The sequence below is a fragment of the Burkholderia crassaminum genome (genome assembly GCF_964265005.1).
Taxonomy (GTDB): domain Bacteria; phylum Pseudomonadota; class Gammaproteobacteria; order Burkholderiales; family Burkholderiaceae; genus Burkholderia.
On sequence record NZ_OZ183800.1, the window covers coordinates 1464791 to 1490048 of the forward strand.

The 25258-nt window shown below is 67.5% G+C and carries 25 protein-coding genes; 11 read left to right on the forward strand and 14 right to left on the reverse strand.

Translation table 11 applies throughout. The features are described 5' to 3' along the window. Nucleotides 1-41 precede the first annotated feature (41 nt). The 6 genes from ACPTTF_RS23590 to uxuA all read right to left on the reverse strand — a co-directional run bounded on the left by ACPTTF_RS23590 (nucleotide 42) and on the right by uxuA (nucleotide 6969). The gene (locus ACPTTF_RS23590) at nucleotides 42-473 is read right to left on the reverse strand and encodes a DUF934 domain-containing protein (protein ID WP_423368434.1); all 432 of its coding nucleotides are present in this window, start codon (nucleotides 471-473) and stop codon (nucleotides 42-44) included. Further along, the gene (locus ACPTTF_RS23595; RefSeq protein ID WP_423368435.1) at nucleotides 470-2254 is read right to left on the reverse strand and encodes a nitrite/sulfite reductase; all 1785 of its coding nucleotides are present in this window, start codon (nucleotides 2252-2254) and stop codon (nucleotides 470-472) included. Before ACPTTF_RS23595 ends, ACPTTF_RS23590 begins: the two co-directional genes overlap by 4 nt. 206 nt (nucleotides 2255-2460) lie before the next feature. Next, complete coding sequence (locus ACPTTF_RS23600; RefSeq protein WP_423368436.1) at nucleotides 2461-2856, reverse strand: hypothetical protein; 396 nt, start codon at nucleotides 2854-2856, stop codon at nucleotides 2461-2463. Between the two features lie 103 nt (nucleotides 2857-2959). Continuing rightward, entirely contained in the window at nucleotides 2960-4393 is a 1434-nt protein-coding gene (locus ACPTTF_RS23605; protein ID WP_423368437.1) for a PLP-dependent aminotransferase family protein, read from the reverse strand. Between the two features lie 129 nt (nucleotides 4394-4522). After that, nucleotides 4523-5833, reverse strand: coding sequence for an MFS transporter (locus tag ACPTTF_RS23610; RefSeq protein WP_423368438.1), 1311 nt, complete (start codon nucleotides 5831-5833; stop codon nucleotides 4523-4525). Nucleotides 5834-5904: 71 nt separating this feature from the next. Beyond that, a complete protein-coding gene (uxuA, locus tag ACPTTF_RS23615; protein ID WP_423368439.1) occupies nucleotides 5905-6969 on the reverse strand; it encodes a mannonate dehydratase in 1065 nt (354 codons plus the stop codon). Nucleotides 6970-7235: 266 nt separating this feature from the next. Between uxuA and ACPTTF_RS23620 the strand changes: the two genes are divergently transcribed. From ACPTTF_RS23620 to ACPTTF_RS23630, 3 genes are all read left to right on the forward strand, one after another. Next, nucleotides 7236-7958: a FadR/GntR family transcriptional regulator gene (locus ACPTTF_RS23620; RefSeq protein ID WP_166952031.1), complete on the forward strand. Its 723-nt coding sequence runs from the start codon at nucleotides 7236-7238 to the stop codon at nucleotides 7956-7958. A 162-nt stretch (nucleotides 7959-8120) separates the two neighbouring features. Next, entirely contained in the window at nucleotides 8121-9251 is a 1131-nt protein-coding gene (locus ACPTTF_RS23625; protein ID WP_166952036.1) for an extracellular solute-binding protein, read from the forward strand. Then, a complete protein-coding gene (locus tag ACPTTF_RS23630; protein WP_423368440.1) occupies nucleotides 9248-11038 on the forward strand; it encodes a diguanylate cyclase domain-containing protein in 1791 nt (596 codons plus the stop codon). Before ACPTTF_RS23625 ends, ACPTTF_RS23630 begins: the two co-directional genes overlap by 4 nt. A gap of 99 nt (nucleotides 11039-11137) precedes the next feature. On the opposite strand, the gene ACPTTF_RS23635 is transcribed toward ACPTTF_RS23630, so the two are convergent. The 3 genes from ACPTTF_RS23635 to ACPTTF_RS23645 form a co-directional block, all read right to left on the reverse strand. Then, on the reverse strand, nucleotides 11138-11437 hold the full coding sequence (locus tag ACPTTF_RS23635) for a DUF4148 domain-containing protein (protein ID WP_423368441.1): 300 nt from the start codon (nucleotides 11435-11437) through the stop codon (nucleotides 11138-11140). Nucleotides 11438-11719: 282 nt separating this feature from the next. Beyond that, nucleotides 11720-11974, reverse strand: a complete 255-nt coding sequence (locus ACPTTF_RS23640) for a hypothetical protein (RefSeq protein WP_423368442.1) — start codon at nucleotides 11972-11974, stop codon at nucleotides 11720-11722. 54 nt (nucleotides 11975-12028) lie between these two features. Further along, entirely contained in the window at nucleotides 12029-13354 is a 1326-nt protein-coding gene (locus tag ACPTTF_RS23645) for a D-serine ammonia-lyase (RefSeq protein WP_423368443.1), read from the reverse strand. Nucleotides 13355-13462: 108 nt separating this feature from the next. Here ACPTTF_RS23645 and ACPTTF_RS23650 point away from each other — a divergent pair, with 108 nt between their 5' ends. Then, nucleotides 13463-14413 (forward strand): LysR substrate-binding domain-containing protein, encoded by a 951-nt coding sequence (locus ACPTTF_RS23650; RefSeq protein ID WP_423368444.1) that lies wholly within the window; start codon nucleotides 13463-13465, stop codon nucleotides 14411-14413. Between the two features lie 369 nt (nucleotides 14414-14782). Here the strand turns inward: ACPTTF_RS23650 and ACPTTF_RS23655 are convergent, their stop codons facing one another. Beyond that, nucleotides 14783-15631: a sulfite exporter TauE/SafE family protein gene (locus ACPTTF_RS23655; RefSeq protein ID WP_166952065.1), complete on the reverse strand. Its 849-nt coding sequence runs from the start codon at nucleotides 15629-15631 to the stop codon at nucleotides 14783-14785. A 317-nt stretch (nucleotides 15632-15948) separates the two neighbouring features. On the opposite strand from ACPTTF_RS23655, the gene ACPTTF_RS23660 reads away from it, so the two are divergent. Further along, a complete protein-coding gene (locus ACPTTF_RS23660; protein ID WP_423368445.1) occupies nucleotides 15949-16845 on the forward strand; it encodes a LysR family transcriptional regulator in 897 nt (298 codons plus the stop codon). 124 nt (nucleotides 16846-16969) lie between these two features. Then, nucleotides 16970-17602, forward strand: coding sequence for a LysE family translocator (locus ACPTTF_RS23665; protein WP_423369861.1), 633 nt, complete (start codon nucleotides 16970-16972; stop codon nucleotides 17600-17602). Nucleotides 17603-17674: 72 nt separating this feature from the next. Here the strand turns inward: ACPTTF_RS23665 and yddG are convergent, their stop codons facing one another. Beyond that, entirely contained in the window at nucleotides 17675-18619 is a 945-nt protein-coding gene (gene yddG / locus ACPTTF_RS23670; RefSeq protein ID WP_423368446.1) for an aromatic amino acid DMT transporter YddG, read from the reverse strand. Between the two features lie 14 nt (nucleotides 18620-18633). Continuing rightward, a complete protein-coding gene (locus ACPTTF_RS23675; RefSeq protein ID WP_423368447.1) occupies nucleotides 18634-19158 on the reverse strand; it encodes an aldehyde dehydrogenase family protein in 525 nt (174 codons plus the stop codon). A gap of 99 nt (nucleotides 19159-19257) precedes the next feature. Here ACPTTF_RS23675 and ACPTTF_RS23680 point away from each other — a divergent pair, with 99 nt between their 5' ends. Next, a complete protein-coding gene (locus ACPTTF_RS23680; protein WP_423368448.1) occupies nucleotides 19258-19869 on the forward strand; it encodes a C39 family peptidase in 612 nt (203 codons plus the stop codon). A 66-nt stretch (nucleotides 19870-19935) separates the two neighbouring features. Here the strand turns inward: ACPTTF_RS23680 and ACPTTF_RS23685 are convergent, their stop codons facing one another. Beyond that, nucleotides 19936-21621, reverse strand: coding sequence for a purple acid phosphatase family protein (locus ACPTTF_RS23685; protein ID WP_423368449.1), 1686 nt, complete (start codon nucleotides 21619-21621; stop codon nucleotides 19936-19938). A gap of 323 nt (nucleotides 21622-21944) precedes the next feature. On the opposite strand from ACPTTF_RS23685, the gene ACPTTF_RS23690 reads away from it, so the two are divergent. From ACPTTF_RS23690 to ACPTTF_RS23705, 4 genes are all read left to right on the forward strand, one after another. Continuing rightward, nucleotides 21945-22244 carry a YXWGXW repeat-containing protein gene (locus ACPTTF_RS23690; protein WP_423368450.1) on the forward strand — a complete coding sequence of 100 codons (300 nt, stop codon included), beginning with the start codon at nucleotides 21945-21947 and terminating at the stop codon, nucleotides 22242-22244. A gap of 241 nt (nucleotides 22245-22485) precedes the next feature. Continuing rightward, nucleotides 22486-23250 (forward strand): RNA polymerase sigma factor, encoded by a 765-nt coding sequence (locus tag ACPTTF_RS23695; protein WP_423368451.1) that lies wholly within the window; start codon nucleotides 22486-22488, stop codon nucleotides 23248-23250. Beyond that, nucleotides 23247-23663, forward strand: a complete 417-nt coding sequence (locus ACPTTF_RS23700) for a hypothetical protein (RefSeq protein WP_011354984.1) — start codon at nucleotides 23247-23249, stop codon at nucleotides 23661-23663. Before ACPTTF_RS23695 ends, ACPTTF_RS23700 begins: the two co-directional genes overlap by 4 nt. Next, a complete protein-coding gene (locus tag ACPTTF_RS23705) occupies nucleotides 23660-24163 on the forward strand; it encodes a periplasmic heavy metal sensor (RefSeq protein ID WP_423368452.1) in 504 nt (167 codons plus the stop codon). Before ACPTTF_RS23700 ends, ACPTTF_RS23705 begins: the two co-directional genes overlap by 4 nt. Nucleotides 24164-24307: 144 nt before the next feature. Here ACPTTF_RS23705 and ACPTTF_RS23710 read toward each other — a convergent pair whose 3' ends face one another. Continuing rightward, on the reverse strand, nucleotides 24308-25165 hold the full coding sequence (locus ACPTTF_RS23710) for an alpha/beta hydrolase (RefSeq protein WP_423368453.1): 858 nt from the start codon (nucleotides 25163-25165) through the stop codon (nucleotides 24308-24310). Nucleotides 25166-25258 lie beyond the last annotated feature (93 nt).

Here is a 25258-nt window from a genome sequence, read left to right on the forward strand (position 1 = left end):
CTTTCCGGTTCATCGTACGGGCGGCCAGCGTGCCGCCCGTTTCATTTTCCGGCTTGCGTTGCCGCGTTCTGCTGCGGCATCGCCTCTCTCGCATCGCGCTGATAGAAGCCCGGGAACCGGTCGAGCTGCCGCCGCGCGGCCGTGATGTCCGTGCCGTCGCCGAGCACCGCGCTCGAAAACCCCGTGCGCTCCATCAACAGCAACTGGTCGACCAGCACGTCGCCGGTCGCGCGCAGGTCGCCGGCGAAGCCGTAGCGCTTGCGCAGCAGGTACGCCTGGCTGTACGCGCGACCATCGGTGAACGACGGAAACTGCAGGTCGATGCGCGCGGCCTGCGCGATTTGCGCGGCAAGCGGCGGCAGTTCCTCGTCGTTGCCGATCGTCAGCGTCGCGGCGTCGTGCGATGGCGTGTCGGCGGCGTGTTCGTCCGGCGTCAGCAGCCGGATGCGTGCGTTCGGGTGTTCCTGCTTCATGCGTGCTCCACCTGATGGCGCGCGTCGTTCGCGGCGGCCTTGAAGGGTTCCATGCCGATGCGGCGTACGGTGTCGATGAATCGTTCGCTGCGGCCGTCGTCGTCAATCCGCGCGTCGAGGTAGGCGTTGACGATCGCGTCGACGACATCGACGATCTCGTCCGCCGAAAACGACGGACCGATCACCTTGCCCGGCCGTGCGGGGCCGCTCGCGGTCGAGCCGTCCGAGCCGCCGAGCGTGACCTGGTACCACTCGGCGCCGTCCTTGTCGACGCCGAGGATGCCGAGGTGGCCGCTGTGATGATGGCCGCATGAATTGATGCAGCCGCTGATGTGCAGGTCGATGTCGCCGACGTCGTGCAGCATGTCGAGATCCTGGAAGCGCTCGGTGATCGCGTCGGCGATCGGGATCGAGCGTGCGTTCGCCAGCGCGCAGAAGTCACCGCCCGGGCACGCGATCATGTCCGTCAGGAGTCCGACGTTCGCGCTGGCGAGCCCGATCGCGCGGGCGTTTTCCCACAGCAGGAACAGGTCGTCGACATGCACCCACGGCAGCACGACGTTCTGCGTGTGTGTGACGCGCGCCTCGCCGGCCGAGAAACGGTCGGCGAGATCGGCGAGCGCGTCGAGCTGGTCCGGCGACGCGTCGCCTGGTGCCTGCAGACGGCGCTTGAACGACAGCGTGACGATGCGCAGCGCCGGGTCGCGGTGGTCGGCGACATTGCGTGCGAGCCAGCGCGCGAAGGCCGGATGGCGTGCGGCCTGGGCGGACACGCGCAGGTTCGCGTCGCGCAGGCCGGCCGTGCGCGGCTTGAGCCTCGGCGGGACGAACGAAGCGGCGATGCGGTCGAACTCGACCTGGGCAATCGTATGCAGCCCGCCGTCGTGATCGACGATCTGGCGGAACTCCTCCTCGACGTCGTCGATGTAGCGCTGCCCCTCGGTCTTCACTAGGATCTTGATTCGCGCCTTGTACTTGTTGTCGCGCCGTCCGTAGCGGTTGTACACGCGGACGATCGCCTCGATGTAGTTCATCACGTGCTGCCAGGGCAGGAACGCGCGCAGCAGCGTCGCGATCGTCGGCGTACGGCCCATCCCGCCGCCGACGCTCACGCGAAAGCCGAGAGCGCCCGCGTCGTCGCGCACGAGCTTGAGTCCGACGTCGTGCCAGTCGGTCGCGGCACGATCTTCGGCCGACCCGGTGATCGCGATCTTGAACTTGCGCGGCAGGAACGCGAATTCAGGGTGCAGTGTCGTCCACTGGCGCATCACTTCGGCGAACGGGCGCGGATCGGCGATCTCGTCCGGCGCGACGCCGGCGCGCTCGTCGCACGAGATGTTGCGGATGCAGTTGCCGCTCGTCTGGATGCCGTGCATGTCGACGGTCGCGAGCAGGTCCATCACGTCGGCGGCCTTCGCGAGCGGAATCCAGTTGAACTGCACGTTGGTGCGCGTCGTGAAGTGCGCGCTGCGGGTCGGCAGGCGCAGCGTGCCGAGCAACGCCTGCGCGTCGCATGCGGCGCGGTAGGTGGCGTCGTCGGGCACGTCGTAGTCGCGCGCGATCCGCGCGAGCACGCGCAACTGCGCGCTCGACAGTTCGCCGTACGGGACGGCGACGCGCAGCATCGGCGCGTGACGCTGCACATACCAGCCGTTCTGCAGGCGCAGCGGCCGGAACGCGTCTTCGCTCAGCGTGCCGTGCTGCCAGCGCTCGAGCTGGTCGCGAAACTGGGCGGCGCGGCTGTGCACGAGCGCCCGGTCGAAAACGGTATATCGATACATGACGTGATACGCGAGGAGAGCCACGGCGCGATGCGCGCGGCTCAGGGGGGCGTTGCGACGGGTGTCAGGCAACCGGAGACAGCGTAGGGAACGCGGGGCGGCGGGACAAGCAGCAGATCGGGACGAAAAGGGCGCAGCAGATGGCCGGCGAGACGTCGGTGCGGGTCGGCGCGGACCGGGCATGCGTGCATGCCCGTGACGGGTGTTTACGCGTCGGCGTCGACGACGAGCGCCGGATCGAGCGCGCGGATGCGCTGGTCGATGAAGTAGCCGCCGCCTTCCTGGTAGCGCAGGAACAGGCGGCGGCACGCGCGGCAGCGGCTGACGGTGCAGCGGTTGTACGGGAAATGGCGCAGCGCGATCGGCGCATCGTCCGACGCGTAGCGCGTGCCGCCCGGATGATATTCGGCGTAGGTCGGCTCCGTTTCATCCGGCGGCGCGAGCGTGGCGACTTCGGTCAGTTGCGCGTCCTGCAGCGACAGCGGCAGGGTCGTCCATCCGGCGAGCGGCGTTTTCGTGCAGGTGCACGGCTGCGTGACGTGTGCCGCTTCGGCCGTCAGTTTCAACAGCGCGTCGTGATCGAGGTAGGGCAGTTGACTCATGGAACATCATGAAGGGGCGGTGGGATCAGCACTGTAACCTGCGCGCGGATTGCATGCATGGCGGCCATGACGCAGGTGGCCCGCCGCGTGCATCGTGTGCGATTCAACCGCCCTTGCGGACCGACGGCTGCGCGACCAGCTCGCCGAGCACGCGGATCGCGCGCTCGATGTCGCGGCTCCACGGATGGCCGAAGTTCACGCGCACGCAACGCTCGAAGCCGTGCGCGGCCGAAAACAGCGGGCCCGGCGCGAAGCTGATCCCGCGCGCGATCGCCTGGCGATGCAGTTCCATCGCGTCGATCGCGTCGGGAAACGCGAGCCACAGAAAATAGCCGCCTTCGGGCCGCACCCACTCGACGCCAGGCGGCAGCCAGCGCCGCAGCGCGTCGTCCATCCGGTCGAGCTGCGTGTGCAGCGCGCCGCGCAGCTTGCGCAAGTGCCGGTCGTAGCCGCCATGCTCGAGATAGTTCGCGATGCCGGCCTGCGCGGGAATGCTGGCCGACAGCGTCGTCATCAGCTTGAGCCGCTGAACCTTCTCCGCGAACCGGCCGGCGGCGGCCCAGCCGATCCGGTAGCCGGGCGCGAGCGTCTTCGAGAACGAACTGCAGTGCATCACGAGTCCATGCCGATCGAACGCGCGCGCGGGCAGCGGATAGTCGGGGCCGAAATGCAGCTCGCCGTATACGTCGTCCTCGATCAGCGGCACGTCGCGCGCGGCGAGCAACTCGACCAGCGCACGCTTTTTTTCGGTGGACAGCGTGACGCCGGTCGGATTCTGGAAATTGGTCATGAACCAGCACGCGCGAATGTCGTGCCGGTCGAGCGCGTTCGCGAGCGCATCGAGATCGAGGCCCGTGCGCGGATCGACCGGAATCTCGACCGCGCGCAGGTCGAGCCGTTCGATCGCCTGCAGCGCCGCATAGAAGCCGGGCGCTTCGACGGCCACGACGTCGCCGGGCCGCGTGACGGCCATCAGGCACAGGTTCAGCGCTTCGAGCGCGCCGTTCGTGACGACGATCTCGTCGATGGGCTGCGAGATGCCCGTCGCGAGATAGCGCCGTGCGATCTGCTGGCGCAGCGCCTCGTTGCCGGGCGGCAGGTCGACGACCGTGCTCCACGGGCTGACGAGCCGCGTGGCCTGCGCGAGCGATTTCGCGAGACGCGGTAACGGAAACAGTTGCGGCGACGGGAATGCGGAGCCGAGCGGCACGATGCCGGGTTGCGTGGCCGCGTCGAGGACGGAGAACACGAGGCTGCTGATGTCGACCTTGCGCGTGGCGCCGGCCCGTCCCGTGCGGCGCTTGGCAGCCGGGCTCGCCTGCGGCGTTGCGCCCGGCGCGACGTAGTAGCCCGAGCGTTCGCGTGCGCGGATCAGCCCCCACTGTTCGAGCAGGTAGTACGCGCGAAACACCGTCGACTGGCTCACGCCGTGCTGCGCGATGATCTGCCGCAGCGACGGCAGGCGCGTGCCGACGGCGAGGTTGCCGTTGCGGATGTCGTCGGCGATCGTGTGGGCGAGGGTTTCGTAGCGTTTCATCGGCGAGGGTGGCGCGCGCCGTCGCCACGCGCGGGCCGGACTGGCGCCGCGCCGGCGGGCGCGGCTCATTGTCCGATGCGCGGCCCGAAAAAGAAAGCGCAGGCGCGTCGGCCGCGCTTTCCCGCTGCGTCAGGCCGCGTTCGGCTCCACATTCTGCCGGTTCGCACCGCCACGCAGCGGCGGCAACGGCTCGACCTTGCCGACGATGAACAGGTACGACAGCGCGCCGACCACGCACAACGCGCCGGCCACCGCGAGCGGCACGACGAACGAGCCTTTCGTGATCGACAGCATCACGCCCGTGAACGTCGTGATGAAGATCCCCGCGAGATTGCCCGCGAAGTTCTGGATGCCGCCGAGCGACGCGACATGCGCCGGCGTCGGCGCGACTTCGCCGACGAGCGTCCACACGTTGGCGCCCGCGAACGACAGGCTGGCATACGCGAGCGCGAACAGCGCAAGGCACGCCCAGACGTTCTCGACGAAGGCCGACAGCGCGATCGACGAAGACAGCAGCATCCCGAGCACGAGGCAGGTCTTGCGCGCGGCGGTCGCGCTCCAGCCGCGGCGGAACAGGCTGTCCGACACATAGCCGCCGAGCCAGCCGCCCGGAATCGCGAGCAGCGCGGGCAGCATGCCCCACGTGCCGAGCGACGCGAGCGAGAAGCCGCGCGCTTGCAGCAGGTAGCTCGGGAACCACGTGATGAAGAAGTAGATCGCGAAGTTCAGGCAGAACAGGCCGATCATCATCCCCCACACGGTGCGGTAGCGGAACAGGTCGAGCCACGACACCCTCGCGCCGTCGGTTGCGGCCGCAACGGTCTGAGCGCCGCGCTGCGCGAGCAATGCATCGACGGCATCGGGCGCGATCACGCGATAGCGTTCCGGGTCACGATAGATGAACCACCACGCCAGTGCCCACACGATGCCGATGCCGCCCGTGATCACGAACGATCCGCGCCAGCCGACGATCGAGATCAGCCAGGCGACGAGCGGCAGCGACAGCGCGGAGCCGACGCGCGAGCCGCTGTCGAAGATGCTGCTCGCGAGCCCGCGTTCGCTGCGCGGGAACCAGTTGAACGCGACCTTCGCGAACGACGGGATCGCGGCCGCTTCGCCGACGCCGAGCATCAGCCGCACGCCGACGAGCTGCGCGAGGCCGCGCGCGGCGCCCGTCGCGACGGTGAACACCGACCACCAGCCCACCGCGAGCGCGAGGCTCACGCGCACGCCGACCTTGTCGATGAACCAGCCGGCCGGCAACTGCAGGAACGCGTAGGTCCAGAAGAACGCGCTCAGCACGAGCCCCATGCCGACCGCGTCGAGGCCGAGGTCGGCGCGGATGCTGGGCGCCGCGATCGCAAGGTTCGCGCGGTCGATGAAGTTGATAACGTTGGCCAGGAAGCACATCAGGATCATGGCCCATCGGATGCGTGGCATGCGGTGTCTCCTCGCGGAATGTCGTGACGGGCGGCCGGCGATCCGCTGCGCCGGCCGCCTCGATGGGCGGGTTATCGCGTGGTGTGTGACGGCGTGCGGTCGAACTTCGCGAGCGCTTCCCACAGGCCGTTCAGGTAGACCGCGCCGAGCGCGCGGTCGTAGAGGCCGTAGCCGGGCTTGCCCGTCTCGCCCCAGATCATGCGGCCGTGGTCGGGGCGCACGTAGCCGGTGAAGCCGGTGTCGTGGTACGCCTTCACGATCGCGGCGATGTCGAGCGAGCCGCAGCTCGACAGGTGGGCGGTTTCCTCGAAATCGCCGTTCGCGTCGACCTTCACGTTGCGGATGTGCGCGAAGTGGATGCGGCCCATCGCGCCGAATTCGCGCACGAGCGCCTCGACATCGTTCTGCGGGCCTGCGCCGAGCGAGCCCGAGCACAGCGTCAGCCCGTTTGCGGGCGTGTCGACGATGCGCACGATCCGCGCGAGATCGTCGCGGTTCTTCACGATGCGCGGCAGCCCGAAGATCGGGCGCGGCGGATCGTCGGGGTGGATCGCCATCTTCACGCCGGCTTCCTCGGCCACCGGGATGATCGCCTTCAGGAAATATTCGAGGTTCGCCCACAGAGCGGCCTCGTCGACGTCGCGATACTCGGCGAGCAGCGCCCGCAACTGTTCGGGCCGATAGCTCGAATCCCAGCCGGGCAGCGCGATGCCTTCGTCCGGATCGATCCGGTCGACTGCGTCGGTGCTGAATGCGAGGCAGGTCGAGCCGTCGTCGAGCGTCTTCGCGAGCTCGGTGCGCGTCCAGTCGAAGACGGGCATGAAGTTGTAGCAGATGACGCGGACACCGGCCGCGCCGAGATGGCGAATCGTCTGACGGTAGTTGTCGATCAGGCGGTCGCGGCCCGGCTTGCCGAGCTTGATGTCCTCGTGGACCGGCACCGATTCGACGACGTCGAACTGCAGGCCGGCGCGTTCGATCGTCGCCTTCAGCGCGTCGATCTTGTGTGCGGGCCAGACTTCGCCCACCGGTTCGTCGTAGATCGCCGACACGATATGCGTGACGCCCGGGATCTGGCGGATGTATTGCAGCGAGACCGGATCGGACTCGCCGTACCAACGGAAAGACATCTTCACTGGAGCGGCTCCTGGCTGGCGGTTGATGCATCGGACGGACGGGCGGCAGCGTGCCGGCCCGTTTCCGGTGAGCGGATTATGATTGGTATGCCAGTTGTGTGGGATAGTGGTTTACCAGTTGTCGACACACAGTCGGCCGGCATGGCGCATCGGGAGGCACCCCGGCACGCCGGCCAACACGCCGAACCGGACACTGGACGAAATTGGTGTACCATTTTGCGATCCGGCGCCGCGACGGCGCCGGCCAGCCTGTTGCGAGCCTTTCGATGACCGATCTTTCCAGCCAGCCAGCCAGCCGCGATACCGATGCCGCGGACCGCTCCTATATCGGCCTTGCGCGGCAGATTCACGCGATGGTGGCCGCCGGTGCGTTCGAGGCCGGTGCGCGGCTGCCGTCCGAGCGCAGCCTGGCCGACCAGTTCGGCGTGAGCCGCACGCAGGTGCGCGAGGCGATCATCGCGCTCGAGGTGCAGGGGATCGTCGAGGTGCGGATCGGTTCGGGCATCTACATATCGGCGGCTGATGCCGCGCGACCGGTGACGTTCGAGGTGCCGCGCGGCCCGGGGCCGATCGAGACGCTGCGCGCGCGCGGGCTGATCGAGGCGGAGGTCGCGGCGCTCGCGGCGACCGAGCGCAAGGATGCGGATCTCGACCGGCTGTTTTTCTCGTTGACGACGATGCGCGAGCAGATGGATGACAAGGCCGCATACGACGCGGCCGATCGCCAGTTCCACCTGCGCATCGCGGAATCGACCGGCAACACGGTGCTGCTGCACATGGTCACGGCGATGTGGGACTGCGCGCGCAGCGATCCGCTGTGGGACAAGATCGAGGAGCATTTCCACTCGAGCGCGCTGCGCGAGGCATCGCAGGAGGATCACCAGCGGATCTTCGCGGCGATCATGGCGCGCGACGCGGCCGCTGCACGCGATGCGATGCGTGCACACCTGTCGCGCGTGATCGCGGAATTCACGCAGGCGTGGCGCTGAGGTTCTTCGGTCCGGTCAGCGGAAGCGGGGCGCCGTAACGGCACCGGCATGCGGCGTCGATGATGCCGCGCGTGCGTCGTATACGGCTTCTTCCAATTGCGCGACGGTAGCTTTTATGGTCTTGTTGCGGGATATCGCATCGACTCGAAAAAGGACAGTCGAATGCAACGGGGCGATTCACGCGGGGACCGATTGATCAGGGGAATCGGCGCACGTACGCGCGTACGTATCGCCGTGCGCCGGCTGCTCATCATTTTGACGGCGGGCTTACTTGCCGCTGCGCTTCCGGTGTTCGCCGCCTCTCCCGAAACCGTCAACGACAACGTGCTGCGCGTGCTCGCATGGCCCGGCTATGCGGACGGCGACGTCGTCAGCGCATTCGAGGCGCAATTTCACGTACGCGTCGAAGTGACGTTCGTCGACTCCGACGAAGCACTGTGGGCGCGGATGCACAGCGCGGCGCCACCGCCGTACGACGTGCTGGCCGCGAACACGGCCGAGATCCAGCGCTACGCGCACGAACGCTTGATCGCGCCGATCGACCTGTCGCGCATCCCGAACCGGCGGCGGCAGTTGCCGAACTTCCAGCAGCTCGCGACGATCGACGGGCTCGTGGAAGAGGGCGCCGCCTATGCGATCCCGTTTACGTATTCGTCGATGGGGCTGATCTACGACCGCAAGCAGGTGCCGGCCGCGCCGCGCTCGATGCGGGAGCTGTGGAATCCGCGCTACCGTGGCAAGGTGCTCGACTTCAACAGCGCGCAGCACAATTTTTCGTTCACGGCGCTGGCGCTCGGCTATCCCGATCCGTTTCGCCTGTCGCCCGCGCAGACGCTTGCCGTCGCGCACAAGCTGATCGACCTGCGCCGCAACCTGCTGACGTACTACACGCTTCCTGAAGAGGCGACCGCGCTGTTCGTCCAGCATCGCGCGGCGCTGATGTTCGGCAACTACGGCACGCAGCAGGTGGAGCTGCTGCGGCGCGCCGGCGCGGACGTCGGCTACGTGATCCCGGACGAAGGCGCGCTCGCGTGGCTCGACTGCTGGGCCGTCACGCGCGGCGCGCAACATCCCGAGCTTGCGTTCGCATGGATCAACTACATGCTCGAACCGGCGATCGGCGCGCTGCTGACCGAACGCCAGGGCCTCGCGAACACGCTCGCGCCGCCGCCGGGCCTCGACACCGGGCACCAGCATCTCGTCTGGCTCCAGCCCGTCGAGGACATCGCGCGGCGCGAATCGCTGTGGAGCCGCATCGTGTCGGGCGACCGTCCGGAGCGGTTCGAAAAATGATCCGGCTCGGGCTCACGTCGAAACTGTCGGTGCTGTTCGCATGCATCGGCGTGATCGCGTCCGGCGCGACCGGCTATTACACGTATCGCGCGAACCGCGCGATGCTCGTGCAGGAAGCGCAGCACAGCCTGCTGATGTCGACGCAACTGCTCGGGCAACGCTTCACCACGGCGCTGTCCGACGTCGCGGACGATGCGCTCGTGCTCGCGCAGTTGCCGTCGAGCGCGCTGGTTTCGGGCGGCGACAACCGGGATGGCGCGCCACGCGCGCGGCTCGAGCAGGTGTTCTACAGCTTCATGAGAAATCACCCGGAGTACCTGCAGATCCGCCTGATCGCGCGCGGGGATTTCGGGCTCGAGCGCATTCGCGTCGATCGCGATGCGCACGGCATCGTCGTGCTGCCGGACAGCGCGTTCCAGGAAAAAGGACAGTTTTCCTACGTATTCGATACGCTCGCGACGGCACCCGGTCATATCTACCTGTCGCCGATCGTGATCAACCACGAGACGGGGTCGCACGCGGCCGAAGGGCTGCCGATCCTGCGCGTGGGCACACCGGTCGTCGACACGTCGGGCCGCACGGTCGGCGCGCTCGTCGTCGACGTCGAGCTGTCGCGCGTGTTCGACCGGCTCGAGCGCGATCTGCCGGAAGACTACGCGGTATTTCTCGCGAACGAGTGGGGCGATTTCCTCGTGCACCCCGATCCGGCGCAGACGTTCGGCTTCGATCGCGGCCGGCGCGTGCTGATGCAGGATCGCTTCGCCGTCACGCGCGCGCTGTTCGACAGCGCACGCGCAAACGCTACCCTCAATGGCCTTGCCGACCCCGCCGAGGCGCCGGGGCAGATGTTCGCGTTCGCGCGCACGCCGTTCGGGCACGACGAGGGCAACCGCTTCGTCGTGCTCGGGATGGGGCGCCCGCTGGCGGACGTGCTGGCGCCGGCCGGCATGCTCGGCGAACGGATCGTCCGGATGGTGCTCGTGTCGAGCCTGATGGCGGTGATCCTCGCGATCCTGTTCGCGCGTGCGATCACGCGGCCGCTGCAGACGCTCGCGCGCGCCGCGACGCACGTGTTCGACGATCCGGCCGCCGAACAGCTGCCGGTCGGGCGCGCCGACGAGATCGGCGTGCTCGCGCGCTGTTTCGACAGCATGCGCGTCGAGATTCGCACGCAGGTCGCGATGCTGCGCGCAAAGCAGCTGGAGCTCACGCACCTCGCCGGCCACGATGCGCTGACCGCGCTGCCGAACCGCCTGCTGTTCATGGAGCATCTCGATGCCGCGATCCGGCGGGCGGCCGCGATGCACGAAGGGCTGGCCGTGATGTTCGTCGATCTCGACCGCTTCAAGCAGATCAACGACCAGCACGGGCACTCGGCCGGCGATCGTGCGCTCGTCGCGGTCGCCAAGCGGTTGAGCCTCGTGCTGCGCGGCGGCGACATGGTCGCGCGGCTCGGCGGCGACGAATTCATCGTGCTGATTGCGGACGTGCGCTCGCCGGCGGTGATCGGCGATGTCGCGTCGCGCATCCAGCTGGTGATGGCCGAGGAACTGGAATTCGGCGACCGGCGCGTGGCCGTCGGCGCGAGCATCGGCGTCAGCGAGTTTCCGGCCGACGGCGCGTCGGCCGAGGAACTGCTCGTCAAGGCCGACGCGGCGATGTATGCGGCCAAGGCGTCCGCGCAGAGCGCGTACGTGCGCTATCAGGAACTGGTCGGCGGCGGGAGTGGCACCGGCAGCGGGACGGACGAGGCGGCCGGTCGTGTCGCGTCGGGCGGAAGCCGGTGACGGGCGTTCGCTGATACACCCGATGCAAACGCAACGAGCCCGTCGCGGGACGGGCTCGTTGCCGGTGCGAACTGCGCGCGGGCGCGCGCAGGGGCGGGCTTAGTGGCCGAAGTAGACCGAGTCGCGCGGGTTTTGCACCTTGGCGACCGGTGCGCCACCCTGGACAGTCGCGGCCGATTGCGCACCGTAGCCGCTGTTGTCGGCGCCGTGCACGCGGGCTTGCGCAGCCTGGATGTCGGCCGGGTAGTACGGGCTCGACTGGCTCGGCTTGTAGCCGGCGCTTTCGAGCTGGACCAGTTCGTTCTTCACTTGGGCGCGGGTCACGGTGCTTTGGGCGAATGCGCCGAACGAGGCGGACAGGGCGACAGCGGCAACGACTGCGGAAACGAGCGATTTCATGATGACCTCCGATGTTTGTTGGCTTTCCGCGTTCGACACCATGTCGTAAGCGGTTGATTACATCGTAGGCGCCGGTCGACCTAGGGTAAACGTGAGTTTTGGTGAAAGATCGTTGCCGCTGGAGTAATAATTTCGAGAAAAATGCCTTCCGTCCCTATTCGATATTGCCGGATTTGCAAGGGAGCGGGGCGGATGCGCGCGGCGCGGAGGGTGCGCACGGACGAGTGCCCGACGGCGAAGGCACGGGCGGAGGGGAGGCGGACAGGCTGCGATGCTGCCGGGTCAGACGTCGTCGTCGATTTCCTTGCGTTCCCGGCGTTCCTCGTTGCCGCGGCGCGCGCGCAGGCGCTGCCGCGACAGCACGGCGATCACCTGCTGGGTCGGCGCGCCGGACGGCAGTTCGTTGCGGATGCGATCGGCCACCATGGGCAGGCCCGCGCGCTGCCGGCGCAGCGCCTTGGCGATGGCCCGGCGGCATTCGTCACCGTGGCAATCCCATTCATCGCGGACTCTCTGGCAATAACGGCATTGTTCCATCCGGACAGTCTAACGCGTCTTCGCGAACGGGGCTGGTCGCCGGCCTGAACCGCGTCATGCTTCGGGAGCGGCACCGGCGAGCGCGTTCGCATGAGACTGGAAACGGCGATGTTCTTCCGGTGGCACGAGCGAGCCGCCCGTTGCCCAGATGACGTGCGTCGACCGGCGCAGGTCGATCGCATGGCGATGCAAGTAGTCCTGCCCTGCCGGGGACTGCGTCAACCAGCCGGGACCGCCGACGGCAGCGGCGGCCGACGGTTCGAGTTCCACGCCCGTCGCGTGCTTGACTGCGAGCAACTGGGCGTAAAGCTGCGCGTCGCTGACGGTGAAGACGCCCGACAGCAGGGATGCCATCAGCGGACTGACGAGGTGCGATGCCTGAGCGACTGCCAGGCCATCGGCCTCGGTCCGGTTGTCGAGCCCCGCGTCGTAGACGGACACGGGCTTCCCGGGGCCGGCGGCCAGTTGGACCAGCATGCACGGCGAAGCGACGGGTTCGGCGAAAAAGCAATGCACGTGCTCGCCGAAAAGCGCCTTGAGACCATACGCGATGCCGCCCGGTGCGCCGCCGACGCCGCACGGTATGTGGACGAAGAGCGGATGCGCCGCGTCCACGCGGCGGCCCGCCCCGGCGAGCTGCGCGGCCAGATGCCGGGCACTGGCCGCATAGCCCAGGAACAGCATCAGCGAGCCTTCGTCGTCGACGAAGTGGCTGCGCGGCCGATTGCGTGCCTGCGCGCGTCCGGCCGCGACGGCTTGCGCGTAGTCGCCGTCATGTTCGATCACGCGAACGCCGCGTTTTCTCAGGCGCGCCTTCTTCCACGGTTTCGCGTCGGTCGACATGTGGACGACCGACTCGAACCCCAGCGCGGCGGCCATCACGCCGATGCTCAGGCCGAGATTGCCGGTGCTGCCCACGATCACGGTGTGCGTGGCAAACAGGTCGCGTGCGGCGGTCGATGCAAGGAGCCGCCGGTCGCCCGCGGGGTCGAGCAGCCCGTGTTCGATCGCGATCGACTCCGCGAGCGCGAGCACTTCATGAAAGCCGCCGCGCGCCTTGATCGAACCGGCGACCGGCAATGCGTCGTCGCGCTTGATGAACCAGGCGCCGTGTTCGCCTGTCGGGAGCGACAACCTGCGCTGCAGACTGTCTGCCGGCATCAGCGGCGATTCGATTTTTCCCGCGCTCGCCGCGAGTTCGGGAAACAGCTCGGCCATCAGCGGCTCGCAGCGCGCCAGCCGCGCTTCGGCTATCGCGATGGCGTCGATTGCCGGTGCATCGTGCGGCAGCGGGCTGCCGGCATGGGGGTTCAGCCACAGCAGCGGCTGGCGGGATTGCAGTTTGGCTAATAGATCGGCAGGCTGGAGCGTGAGGGTCATGGATCGGTCTTGCATCGGATAAACGGAAGCTTGACCGAGATGCTACGATTCAAGACGGCTGCGCAAAAGCGCCGATTTCTAATGAATGCATTAGCCTGATTTATATCTATGCGACTCGACGGTTCGATCCTGGGTGCGTTGCTCTGCTTTGAAACGGCCGGCCGGTTGCTGAGCTTCACGAAGACGGCACAGGCGTTCAACCTGACGCAAAGCGCCGTGAGCCAGCAGATCCGGAACCTGGAGGACCGGCTGGGTTATCCGCTGTTCGTGCGCCAGGCGCGCGGGCTGAGGTTGACCGAGAAGGGCGGGATCCTGCTCGGGACGATGTCGGGTGCGTTCGGCGACATCAATCGCACGCTTCAGGCACTCGGCATGCCGGATGCGCCGCTGCAGGTGAGTTGTCTGCCGTCGCTCGCACTGCAATGGCTGATGCCGCGCCTGTCCGAATTTCACCGGCAACAACCGAACGTGCCGGTTCGCGTGAAGGCCGAGTTTCAGGTGCTGGATCGTCAGGCGATGGAGACCGACGACATCGATGTGGCCGTGCGCTACGACCCGGTGCAATACGAGCGGCTGCATGCCGAGGCCATTCTCGACGAAATCCTGTTTCCGGTCGCCACGCCTGCCTATCTGGCGCAGCATCCGTCCTTTGCCAGCGGGGAATCGCTCGACGACGTCGTGCTGCTGCACGACGCTGCGCCGTGGGGCGGCGCACCCGAGTTCGTGGAGTGGCGCACGTGGCTGGAGGCGGTCCGTCCCGCGTGGGCGGCGCATCTTGACGGCCCGCAGTTCAATTTCTCCAGCCTGGCAATCACGGCCGCGCTGAACCATCAAGGTGTCGCGATGGGGCGCGCCGCGCTGGTGCACGACGAGATCGCGAGCGGGCGGCTCGTGGATGTCTTTGGCCGGCATGTACGCGCGCCGGCGCGCTACATGCTGTTGTCGCGCAATCCCGACGATCCGCGCACCGCGGTTTTTTCGGACTGGTTCAAGGCCGAGTGCGCGCGCTTCGATGCAACTCGGTCACGAATGCTGTCGAACGGAAGCCGGCACGCGTAGCCGATGCTGCCGGACGGCTGCATCGGAGTGCGAAATAGTCGGGCGACGAATGCCGCCGCAAACTACAATTTCCCGTCCGTCTCCATACGGATTGCTTGCGCGCGGACGGGGCTGGCGAGCGTTACTTGAGCTGCCAGATGCCCCAGATGGCGATCAACAGGCCAAGGCCGAATCCGCAGCCGAGCAACACGTAGGTTTCCATTTCATGTCTCTGAAAGCGTGGCAGCGCTGATGTGGACATCAGCGTGCGAGCAGCACAGTCGGTGACGTATCGTCCGCACCGCCAGGCGCGGCGATATGCCGGGTCCGCGAATACTACGCTTGGCAGCTTTCAGAACGCATGCGCGATCGATGGCGGTCCGCCGCCGGTCAGTTCTTGCCCGCGTGCGCGTTGTCCATCTGCGTAACGTGCGATCCGCCGTGGCGGAACACGCCCGATTTCCAGATCATCTGCGATGCCGCGACGAGCACGAACAGCAGCACGACCATCCTGAAGCTCCGGGGCGACAGTTTGTCCCGCAGCGGGCGAACGAGCCACATGCCGGCAATGGCCGGCAGGCTGGCCGCCGCCGAGATCGCGAGGTCGGCGCCGCTCGCGTGCGCGGTGCCGCTGAACGTCGTGATCAGCGTGACGATCGACACCACGAGGATGATTGCGATCTGCTTCGTGAAGACGCGCCCGGTCGCGCCGGACGAAATCAGGTAGGTGGCGAGCAGCGGGCCGGGAACCGATGCGATGCTTTCCATCAGCGCCGCGCCGAAGCCGAGCGCGAAGCCGACGGGCTTCTGCCACGTGGGAGGCAGGTTGAGCTTCGGCGCGGCGAGCATCAGCGTCGCGGCGACGATCAGCAGTGCGCCGGACGCCGCCTGCGCATGGCCCGGATTGAGCGAGAGCAGGATCGCGACACCGACGATATTGCCGATCACGGTGCCCGCGATCGGCGCGGCGATCTTGCGTGCGGTTGCCAGCACCTGGCCGCCTTCCAGCGCCTGCGGAATGTTGCCGAGGATGATCGGCATCGACAGCAGCAGCACCGCATGCCGGATCGGCAGGAACTGGCTGAGTATCGGCATCGCGATCAGCGGCACGCCGATGCCCGTGATCCCCTTGGCCATGCCGCCCAGCAGCAGCGCAACCGCGATGCCGGCCAGATCGAACGCGCTGAGTCCCTGCAGGCTGGAAACCAGCACACCTTCAGTCAGATTGAAATGCATCATGGAATGGCATGTCGCGGCATATCCGGCAGCGAGCGCTGTCGATGGAGCCCGTTGCGGCGCGTGCGTGGTGCACGCATGTGTTCTGGATCGGCTTGAACCGTGCGTCGATCGCATGGCGGCGCCGTTGTTCGGCCGGCGCTGCAGGCAGTCGACACGCGGTTCGAGGGTGCATCTTACCTGAGCGTTGCGGAGGACATTCGGCGCTGGTCGCGGCGCGCCACAGGTGGCGTCGGCGTGGTCACGCCTGCGGTTCAATATAATTCATGACAGTTCGTCGCCTCATGCGCGATCTACATTCCCCGGAACAAGGAGACCCGATGACGCTTGCCCAGTTGCAGGCCCTGGCGGCCGTGGTCGAACTCGGCTCGCTCACGGCCGCGGCCGACCGGCTGAGCCGCAGTCAATCCGCGATCAGTCATGCACTGACCGAGCTGGAAGACATCACGGAGGTCAAGCTGCTCTGGCGCGACCGGCAGCCGGTCGTCCTGACGGCGGCCGGCGAACGCCTGTGGCCATATATCCAGAACGTGGTGCGCGAAGCGCAGCTGCTGCGCCAGCAGTTCAGCGTGTCGCGCGGCAAGCTCGAAGGGAAGCTGGTGGTCGCGTCGTTGCCGAGCGTGTCGCTGGCGTTCGTCGTGCCCGCACTCGAGGCGTTGAAGGAGATGCACCAGGGCGTGTCGGCGGTGCTGCTCGAAGGCACGGACAGCGAAGTCGAAGGGTGGATCGAAGACGGGACGGCCGACGTCGGCGTGGTGGCCGGCACGAAAACGTTCGCGCACAATCTGCCGCTGCTCGACGAGGATTTCGTCGCGGTGGCGGCGCACGACATGTTCGCCGGCCGCAAGAGCGTGTCGGCGAAGCAGTTGTCCGTGGCCCCGTTCATTTTCTCGAAGGCAGGATGCGGGCCGGTGATCGCGGATTACTTCGCGCGCGGCGGCACGCCGCTGCGCGCCGCGTTCAACGTGGTCGAGATGCGCACCATCCTGTCGATGGCGGAGGCGGGCATGGGCGTGTCGATCGTTCCGCGCATCACGCTTACGTACACGCCGTTCGGTGGCCGCGTGCTGGAACTGTCGCCACGGCTGCATCGCTCGGTGCGGCTGTCGTGGAGCACGTCCGGCAACGTGATCACCGACGCGTTCGTGCGGCTCGTCGACGCGCAGCGCGCGAAGGCGGCGAAGGCGATCCACGCGCGCGCGCGAAAGAGCCGGTAACGAACGGCAGGTGCGATGAAAAGCGCTCATGGGCGGCTTGCAGTTTATTCATGTCGATAGCGGTCGAGATGCAATACATTGTTCGAACTCGCCCCCTGACCACTTCGTCCCGCAGGAGATTGCCGTGCCGGCCTTGCCCACCTTGCTTGCTTTCGGACTCGTATCGCTCGGCATGGTGCTGACGCCCGGGCCGAACATGATCTACCTGGTGTCGCGCTCGATCTGCCAGGGCCGCCGTGCCGGGCTGGTATCGCTCGGCGGCGTCGCACTGGGATTCGTTTTCTACATGGTGTGCGCGGCGCTGGGCATCACCGCGCTCGTGCTGGCCGTGCCGTATGCGTACGATGTGCTGCGCTTTGCCGGTGCGCTTTATCTGGCGTACCTGGCGTGGCAGGCACTGAAGCCGGGCGGTCGCTCGGCGTTCCAGGTCAGGGAGTTGCCGCACGACAGTCGCGCCAGGCTTTTCACGATGGGCTTCGTCACGAACCTCGCGAATCCGAAGATCGCGGTGATGTATCTGTCGCTTCTGCCGCAGTTCATTTCGCCGGGGCACGGCAGCGTGCTCGCGCAATCGCTGGCGCTCGGCTGCGTGCAGATCGCGGTGAGCGTTAGCGTGAACGCGCTGATTGCCTGCATGGCCGGTGCCATCGCGGGCTTTCTGGCGGGGCGGCCGGTCTGGGCGTCGGCTCAGCGCTGGTTGATGGGCACGGTGCTGGCCGGACTGGCCGTGCGTATCGCACTGGAGTCGCGCAGCTAGCGCGAGTGGCTGACGGTTTGCAGGGCCACCGGGTGCTTTCGAACTGCATCGTGACGAAAGCACCGGGCATCGTCAGCCCTGGCAGTTGCCCTGCGTTTCGTTGCCGACCCGCACGGGTGCGGCTTTTTTGCTGCGCCGGCCGCGCGTCGCGAGCCAGCACAGGATCGACCCGCCGCATACCATCGATGCGCCTTGCCAGAATTCGATCGACAGCGGCGCATGCAGCAGCGTCGCGGCGAGCATGGCGGCGAGTACCGGGGTGAAGTACGACGCGCCGACGATGACCGTCACGTTGCCGTGCATGATGCCGGTGTTCCAGGCCGCATAACCGAACCCGAGCGCCGATGCCGCCAGCACGATGTAGATGACCGCATGCAGGCTGAACGTCATGCCGCCGCCGCCTTCGATCGCGAACTTGATCCAGAGCGCCAGCGCAACCAGCATGAAGAACGGCGTGACGCCGTTCTTGCCGTCGGCAATGCGCGCCGTCACCGTGCAATAGCCGGCCCAGATCAGCGCGCCGACGAACGCGAGGCCGTAGCTCAGCGGATTGTCCGCGACGTTGTGCAGCATGCCGGCCGGATCGAGCCCCTGGTCGCCGCCGAGCACCCGGCAGATTCCGAGCATCGACAGCAGGACGCCGGGCACGACCAGCAGGTTGGCGCGCTGCTTGTTGAACACGATCGCCGCGACCAGCGTGAAGCTCGGCCACAGATAGTTGACCATCGCGACTTCGATCGCCTGCTGGCCGTTGCTTGCATAGCCGATCGACAGCGACATGCACAGCTCGTACGAGACGAACAGCAGCCCGCCCCAGAGCAGATAGTTTTTCGGGAATTTGCTGAGATCGGGGAAGCCGATCGTAAACAGCAGAAGCACGGATGCCACGGTATAGATCATCGCGGCGCCACCGGTCGCGCCGAGGCTTTCGCTGACTCCACGAACGAGGGCGACCACGGAGGCCCACAACAACACCGCGCCGAGCCCGGCGAGCGTTGCGTTATTCTTGCGCTTCATGCTTCCTGCCTGTTTCAACATTCAAATTCGATTTCGGGTGATTCGGTTCCGCCTGCACGCGCCGCGATGGCAAACGGAATGATCCGGTTGCAGCCGTCATGCAGGGCGGCGGAAAGCGGTAATGCCATGCAGCCCGCTTGCGCGGGGTTCATGGGTACGTCGATCCGGATGGTCTTGATCTCGGGGTACGGGTCGCGCGCCCGGACCGACTTGTCACGGCCGCCGAACCCGGAGTCCTGGTAGCCGTCGAACGGCGTCGGCACGTCGCCTTCGTCGAAGCCGTTGACGGTCACGACGCCCGCGCGACTGTCGCGCGACAGTCGGATCGCACGGTTCAGGGCGCCAGTGTAGACCGAAGCGGCGAGCCGGTAGACTGAGTCGTTGGCGAGCGCGATGTCGACCGCATTGCGTGCGCCGATATGCGCGAGTACGGCGCCGGTGGCCGGATTGACCGTTGCGAACGTCTTGCGGATGGGCCGAGTTTGCGGAGCGCAGTCTATCGCGTATCGTGGCGCAATGGGCGCGCAACAGGCGCCCATGCCCCGTCGCGGTAAAGTCGATCAACCTATTCGCATCACGCAACTGGCCAGGTTCTCGTTGCAGCCAGCCGCCCGTATCGCGCCTTCAGAGAGGGAAGCATGAAAGCAGTGCCGTATTTCTCGCAATGGGAATCGACGCATCTGGTTCCGCAGTTCGTGTCCCGCGAACTGCGCTCGGAAGACGATCCGTTGTGGCATCGCTCCGGCGCGAGCACGCCGGAAGAATATGCGCAGTGGAGCCCGAACATCTGCGGTATCGCGTGCCTGAAGATGTTGCTCGCGTACCGCTCGAACAGGATCGTGCCGTTGCTCGACCTGGTACGCGAAGCCGTCGGGTTCGGCGTCTACCGGCCTGAACTCGGCGACACCGGCAAGCGTCTGCATTACCGGCCTTTCGTGCACTGGGTGCGCGAGCGGTACGGGATCGACGGCGACGTCGTGGAAGGGATTGATTCGGCCGCGATCGACACGAAGCTGCATGACGGGCACATGCTGATGGCGTCGGTTCATCCCGGCATCCGGCACGACGGATTCGAGCCGCCGTCGCGCGGCGGGCATCTGGTACTCGTGTTCGGCGCGAACCGCGACACCGGTGACTGGGTGTTCCACAACCCGTCCGGGTTCGACACGCGCACGCAGCAAAACGTCACGATGCCGCGCGCGACGTTCGACCGCTATTTCGCGAACCGCGGCATCCTGATTGCCCCATAACGTTGCGCATGCAACGAGTCGTGCGAATGCGGCATCAGGCGCCCGTCGCAGCGGGCGCCTGAGCGATCACCGTTCGTTGCGCTTCTTGCTCAATTCGATCGTCTCGAACAGTTCGTAGTCGGCGCTCGGGTGCTGGTCGGCGCCCGGCGCGTGGTAGTAGCGCATCGTGATTGTCGTGTGTCCACCCGGCTTGCCCGGGTCGTGGTCGAACACGGCGATCCCGTAGCCGGTGCCCGTATCGCGGCGCGCGGACCAGATCGCATCTTCCAGCGCATCGGCCGGCTGGCGCACGAACGTGTTCGGCGCCGTGCCCGGCACCGGCCGGTTCGGCTTCGTGAACACCTTCGCCTGCGCAAAGCCGGTCGCCGGGTTCTCGCCGTACACGTCGAGCGGCGCGCTGGTGCCGCCGCCGCCCAGGATCAGGTGGATCGTGCCGTGGCTCGTGTCGAACTTCATGCGGTCCGGGTCGTTCGATCCGACCGGGCGCGGCTGCAGCGTCTCGACCACTTCACCGGTCGCCGCATCGACGCCCGCGCGGTGATTGCAGCCGCGCACCGGGTAGCTGCGCTCGTAGTCGTGATCGTGGCCGCACAGCACGAGATCGACGCCGTAACGGTCGAACAGCGGCAACCACGCCTCGCGGATGCCCTTGTCGGAACCGTTGCCCGTCTTCGACGAACTGAGCGCGTCCTGGTGCATCTGCACGATGATCCAGTCGATATCGTCGTCATGCGCGGCATGACGCAGCGTGTGTTCGAGCCAGCGCGTCTGCTCGCCGTTGCTGTAGCCGCGCACGTAAAACGACGTGCCGGGCTCGATCGGCGGGTGGCCCGTGCTCGCGGCCGGCACGAGCGGCGCGGGGCCGCCGACGAATGCGGCGGCGTCCTGGTACACCACGTCGTCGGCGTCGAGCGATACGAACAGCACCGAGCTCACGCGGAAGCTGTACCAGCGGCCCTGGAAGCGCGTGCCGTTCTCCGGCAGCGTATAGCGCGCGAGATACGAGTCGAGCCCCTGCGGGCCATTGTTGAACTCGATCTCGTGATTGCCGGGGCACGGCATCCACGGACGATTGGCGGCCGACGTCTGGTTGTTGTTGCCGAAATCGCGCCACACCTCGGGCTGGTGCGCGGGGTTCAGGTTCGCGTAGCAGAGGTCGCCGTTCAGCAGGTGGAACAGCGGCTGGAACTGCTCGACGGCCTGCACCGCGAAGCGGCTCTGCGGCGACGACAGCACCCAGGCGCCGTTCGGCGTCGCGAGATCGCCGTAACTTGTGAAGCGGAACGGCGCGCGGCCGCGCGGGGCGGTCGAGAAATTCGCGGAGAACGGCTGCGCGGCATTGCTGTCGTTGTCGGCCGTGATCTCGTAGCGGTAACGCGTATTCGGCTTCAGCCCGTGCACGCGCGCGTGGTACGCGAACACGGTCTCGCCGTTCAGGCCGTCGGTGTACAGGCGCTGGACGCCGTGCACGGTGCGCGCCGGCTCGCCGTCGGCGACGATGCGCGCGCGCGGATTGACGGCCGACGCGAGCGATGCCCACGAGATTACGACTTCCGACGTCGGGTCGTTGCCCCACGTCAGGTGGACCTGTTCGGGTGTGCCGTCCGGGTTCGACGCGGCGGCCCGGGCTGCCGCGAGGCCACCGGCGGCGGTGGCGAGGCCGGATACGCCGGCGAGTTTCAGGAAGCCGCGGCGCGAGACGGACGCGGCCGGCTCGTTCGGCTGGATCGGGGAGTTGTCCTGGTTCGACATGGTCGGTGTTTTCGTTGGTGGAGACGCGAGATGCGGAACCGCCCGGCCGTGCGTGAGCGTGGCCGGGGCGTGGGCCGGAAACGAGCGGGATCCCGGTGCCGGACATTGTCGGAGGGCAGTTTTGCCGGGTTGTGACAGCACGGCAACCCCGCGAGCGCGTCGGCACATGCCCGAGCTTGCGGATCGGGGCATCCGGCCCGCGCCGACGCGAATCCGGTTCGGCCGAAATTTTTTTGCCGACATCGCGACGGATTCTGTTCGCCCGCGCCGTTTAACGCATGAACGGCCGCTTCCGGTCGATACCTGCTACGTCGGAGTCTTTCATGAAGCTTTCCATCCCGTTGCGGTTTGCCACGGCATGCGTGGCCGCGCTGGCTGCGTCCGCCGCCTTCGCGCAGGCCGTCATCGTCGCGCCTTACGCGCCGCCGCCGGCTCGCGTCGAAGTGATGCCGGCGCCGCGCGCGGGCTACGTGTGGGACCAGGGCCACTGGCACTGGCGCCAGGGCCGCTATGTCTGGATTCCGGGCCACTGGCAAGTGGTTCGCGTCGGTTATCACTGGGTGCCGGGCCACTGGGCCGCGCGCGGCCCGGCGTGGCGCTGGGTTCCGGGTCACTGGGCCTGATGCACATGCCGCCGCACGGCACGCGGTGCCGACGCGGCGGCGCCTTCCCGCAACGTCATGAGTCGCAGCCATGCCCTTTCGAACCGTGGTGATACTGGCGGCCGCAGCCATCGTGCTGACCGGCTGTGTCGTGGTGCCGGCGCGCCCGGCCTATTACCGGCCCGCGCCGGTCGTCGTATATTGAGCGCGCCGGCCGCCGCTCACGCGACCGGGCGGCCGGCACCCGATCGACCCGATCGCCATGCGGCCTGAAACGGATACCGATGAAACGGACCTTGCCGAGGCCGTGCGCGATGCGTGCGGCGATCCCGAACCGCCGGTGTGGCGGGGCCGGGTAATGGCTGGGCGCATGCAAGGAGAGCACGACGATGAGCTTCAGTCTGCCGGCGGGCGCGTCCACGATCGCGCCGCGGCACAGACGCGCGATGCGCTGGAGCGCCCCGCGTTGAGCGATGGCGATCCGGACGCGGCACTGGTGGCACGGGTCGGCGCGCGCGACGCGTCGGCCGTGCGCGTGCTCGTCGCGCGCAAGCTGCCGCGGCTGCTCGCGCTCGCGACGCGCATGCTCGGCGACCGCACGGAAGCAGAGGACGTCGCACAGGAGACGTTCTTGCGGATCTGGAAACAGGCGCCGGGCTGGCGCGAAGGCGAGGCACGGTTCGACACCTGGCTGCATCGCGTCGTGCTGAATCTGTGCTACGACCGCTTGCGCGGCCGCCGCGAGGAACCGGTCGACGTGATGCCCGACGTGCCCGATCCGCAACCGGAGCCGGCCACCCGCGCGGAGATCCGCTCGCGCGACGCGCGCGTGCGGCAGGCGCTCGCGGGGTTGCCGGCGCGGCAGCGCGAAGCGCTCGTGCTCCAGTACTATCAGGAAATGTCGAACGTGGAGGCGGCCAACCTGATGGGCATTACCGTCGACGCGCTGGAAAGCCTGCTCTCTCGCGCGCGGCGAAACTTGCGCGCGCAACTGGCCGGCGACGCACCTAGCGAGGACATCCGATGACACCCGAACGATTTCGTACCATCGTCGCCGCGTACGGCTCGGATGCGCGGCGCTGGCCGGACGGCGAGCGCGCGGCCGCCGAGGCATGGGCGCGCGCACATCCGGGCGACGCATTGGCGGCGCTGGACGATGCCGCCGAACTCGACGCGTGGCTCGCCAACGATACGGTCGCACCGCCCGCGCCGGCACTCGTCGAGCGTATCGTCGCGACGGCGCCTGCACCGCGGCGCGTGCGGCGGCGGGGCGCCGTGTGGTGGTCGGGCGCGGCATTCGCGGGCGTGGGCCTGGCCGGCGCGCTCGCGGGCGCGGTGGCCGTGTCGATGCTGATGCTCGGAAGCGTGCCGCCTGCGCACGAGCCGGGCTATCTGACAACGACGTTCGGCGGACCGAGCGTGGACTGGAGTGATGAATGAGTGAGCGTGGCTGGAAATTCGTACTTGTCGGTTCGGTCGTGCTGAACGTATTCATGCTCGGCGCGATCGGCGGCGGCGCGTATCAGTGGTTCTCGACGCATCGCGACCTGCGGGCCGCGGGCGCACCTGCGTCGCGCACCGCGTTGCGTTTCGCCGCGGACGAATTGCCGGACACGCGCCAGCAGGAATTCGCCGCGGCACTGAAGGCGGCGCGCAAGGACGGTCGCGATTTCGCGCGGGAAGGGCGCGACGACCGGATCACCGTGCTGGATCTGCTCGCCGCGCCGCAACTCGATCGCACGGCGATCGACGCGGCGCTCGACCGCACGCGCGCGGCCGATACGGCGGTGCGTACGCAGGTCGAGCGCAGCGTCGTCGATTTCGCGGCGACGCTGACGCCGGACGAGCGCGCGAAGTTCGTCGACGGGTTGCGGCGTAGCGGAAACTGGCGGCTGCCGCCGAAGTTGCAGAAGAAGCAGGGCGAGGCGGGGAGTCAGTAAGGAAACGCCGCGCGGGCGATGTGCGGCGGCGGGCCTTTTCAGCGATGCGTAACGTGTACGCGGAAGGCCGATCGGTAATGCATTCAGGCACGCTTCAGTGAGGGATAGCAGGGCAACCGCAACCACGTTACACGGCGGCTACGCTCAACGTGCCAGCATCCACGCGGAGATCGCGTCGACCACGCCGCTCTCCAGGCCGTTGAAGCCGTGATAGGCGAACGCTTCGCATGGATCGCCCCGTGACGCGCCGCCCGACACGATCATCAGGTCGGCTTTCGGCGACGAATCCAGCTTCTTCATCAGCGTATCCGTTTCGGACACCGGACAATACTTGCAGCCGTCTTTCTCGTGATGGACGACGAGCACCGGAATCCTGAGGCTGGCAAGGTTCATGTCCGTGACCGCGGTACCGCCTCTATCTTCGCGGAGGATGGTGGACGTCAGCACGATACCATCGGGCCCGCCGCCGCCGGCCAGCGCAATCGCAATGGCAGCGGTGGATTGGGTGCCGCGGCTCGTCCCGACCAGCCAGACCGGTACGTGAAGTTGCTCCCTCAACCACGCGATCACGGCACGCGCGTCGTCGGCATGTTCCTTCGAGAGCCGGAAGCCATTGAGGTAGGGCGCGGATTGCCGGTCGCTCGGTGCATCGATGACCGCGACAGCGATACCGTCATTCACGAACAGCTGTCGGGTGCGGACGAGAAAGTTGCCTGCGCCCCATCCGAACCGGCCGGACGGGTCCAGCTGCAGCCCGCCGTGTCCGCCGGCATAAAGAATGGCCACGGCCTTCGGCGCGTCCGGCGCGATGAAGAGAAACCGTTGAGTCACCCCGGGGCGGGTCGGCACGTCGACGACCCTCGGCTGACTCTGCGCGTGAGCGGGATAGCCGTGCAGCGCCAACGCAATGGCGAGCAGCCACGCGCGGGTCCAGCGTGAGGTCGGTGGCATCGAACCGAGGCAACGAAACCGCGCACGCAATCCGACGGGAAGATGGGTCATCGTAGCGGTGGCCAGCGCAATCCGCCGTGGCCGGCCGGAGTGCGGCAGCTTCTCCTTGTCAATGTCGTGGCGCCACGTCGACGCGAGTGTGCC

What these genes read in the sequence shown, in the direction of transcription:
- ACPTTF_RS23600 (WP_423368436.1), bottom strand. Translation starts at nt 2,856, where the DNA reads ATGAGTCAACTGCCCTACCTCGATCACGACGCGCTGTTGAAACTGACG.
- ACPTTF_RS23605 (WP_423368437.1), bottom strand. Translation starts at nt 4,393, where the DNA reads ATGAAACGCTACGAAACCCTCGCCCACACGATCGCCGACGACATCCGC.
- ACPTTF_RS23625 (WP_166952036.1), top strand. Translation starts at nt 8,121, where the DNA reads ATGCAACGGGGCGATTCACGCGGGGACCGATTGATCAGGGGAATCGGC.
- ACPTTF_RS23645 (WP_423368443.1), bottom strand. Translation starts at nt 13,354, where the DNA reads ATGACCCTCACGCTCCAGCCTGCCGATCTATTAGCCAAACTGCAATCC.
- ACPTTF_RS23700 (WP_011354984.1), top strand. Translation starts at nt 23,247, where the DNA reads ATGACACCCGAACGATTTCGTACCATCGTCGCCGCGTACGGCTCGGAT.
- ACPTTF_RS23630 (WP_423368440.1), top strand. Translation starts at nt 9,248, where the DNA reads ATGATCCGGCTCGGGCTCACGTCGAAACTGTCGGTGCTGTTCGCATGC.
- ACPTTF_RS23710 (WP_423368453.1), bottom strand. Translation starts at nt 25,165, where the DNA reads ATGACCCATCTTCCCGTCGGATTGCGTGCGCGGTTTCGTTGCCTCGGT.
- ACPTTF_RS23590 (WP_423368434.1), bottom strand. Translation starts at nt 473, where the DNA reads ATGAAGCAGGAACACCCGAACGCACGCATCCGGCTGCTGACGCCGGAC.
- ACPTTF_RS23650 (WP_423368444.1), top strand. Translation starts at nt 13,463, where the DNA reads ATGCGACTCGACGGTTCGATCCTGGGTGCGTTGCTCTGCTTTGAAACG.
- ACPTTF_RS23610 (WP_423368438.1), bottom strand. Translation starts at nt 5,833, where the DNA reads ATGCCACGCATCCGATGGGCCATGATCCTGATGTGCTTCCTGGCCAAC.
- ACPTTF_RS23695 (WP_423368451.1), top strand. Translation starts at nt 22,486, where the DNA reads ATGCGGCCTGAAACGGATACCGATGAAACGGACCTTGCCGAGGCCGTG.
- ACPTTF_RS23660 (WP_423368445.1), top strand. Translation starts at nt 15,949, where the DNA reads ATGACGCTTGCCCAGTTGCAGGCCCTGGCGGCCGTGGTCGAACTCGGC.
- ACPTTF_RS23635 (WP_423368441.1), bottom strand. Translation starts at nt 11,437, where the DNA reads ATGAAATCGCTCGTTTCCGCAGTCGTTGCCGCTGTCGCCCTGTCCGCC.
- ACPTTF_RS23655 (WP_166952065.1), bottom strand. Translation starts at nt 15,631, where the DNA reads ATGATGCATTTCAATCTGACTGAAGGTGTGCTGGTTTCCAGCCTGCAG.
- yddG (WP_423368446.1), bottom strand. Translation starts at nt 18,619, where the DNA reads ATGAAGCGCAAGAATAACGCAACGCTCGCCGGGCTCGGCGCGGTGTTG.
- ACPTTF_RS23675 (WP_423368447.1), bottom strand. Translation starts at nt 19,158, where the DNA reads ATGGGCGCCTGTTGCGCGCCCATTGCGCCACGATACGCGATAGACTGC.
- ACPTTF_RS23685 (WP_423368449.1), bottom strand. Translation starts at nt 21,621, where the DNA reads ATGTCGAACCAGGACAACTCCCCGATCCAGCCGAACGAGCCGGCCGCG.
- ACPTTF_RS23690 (WP_423368450.1), top strand. Translation starts at nt 21,945, where the DNA reads ATGAAGCTTTCCATCCCGTTGCGGTTTGCCACGGCATGCGTGGCCGCG.
- ACPTTF_RS23680 (WP_423368448.1), top strand. Translation starts at nt 19,258, where the DNA reads ATGAAAGCAGTGCCGTATTTCTCGCAATGGGAATCGACGCATCTGGTT.
- ACPTTF_RS23705 (WP_423368452.1), top strand. Translation starts at nt 23,660, where the DNA reads ATGAGTGAGCGTGGCTGGAAATTCGTACTTGTCGGTTCGGTCGTGCTG.
- ACPTTF_RS23620 (WP_166952031.1), top strand. Translation starts at nt 7,236, where the DNA reads ATGACCGATCTTTCCAGCCAGCCAGCCAGCCGCGATACCGATGCCGCG.
- ACPTTF_RS23640 (WP_423368442.1), bottom strand. Translation starts at nt 11,974, where the DNA reads ATGGAACAATGCCGTTATTGCCAGAGAGTCCGCGATGAATGGGATTGC.
- ACPTTF_RS23595 (WP_423368435.1), bottom strand. Translation starts at nt 2,254, where the DNA reads ATGTATCGATATACCGTTTTCGACCGGGCGCTCGTGCACAGCCGCGCC.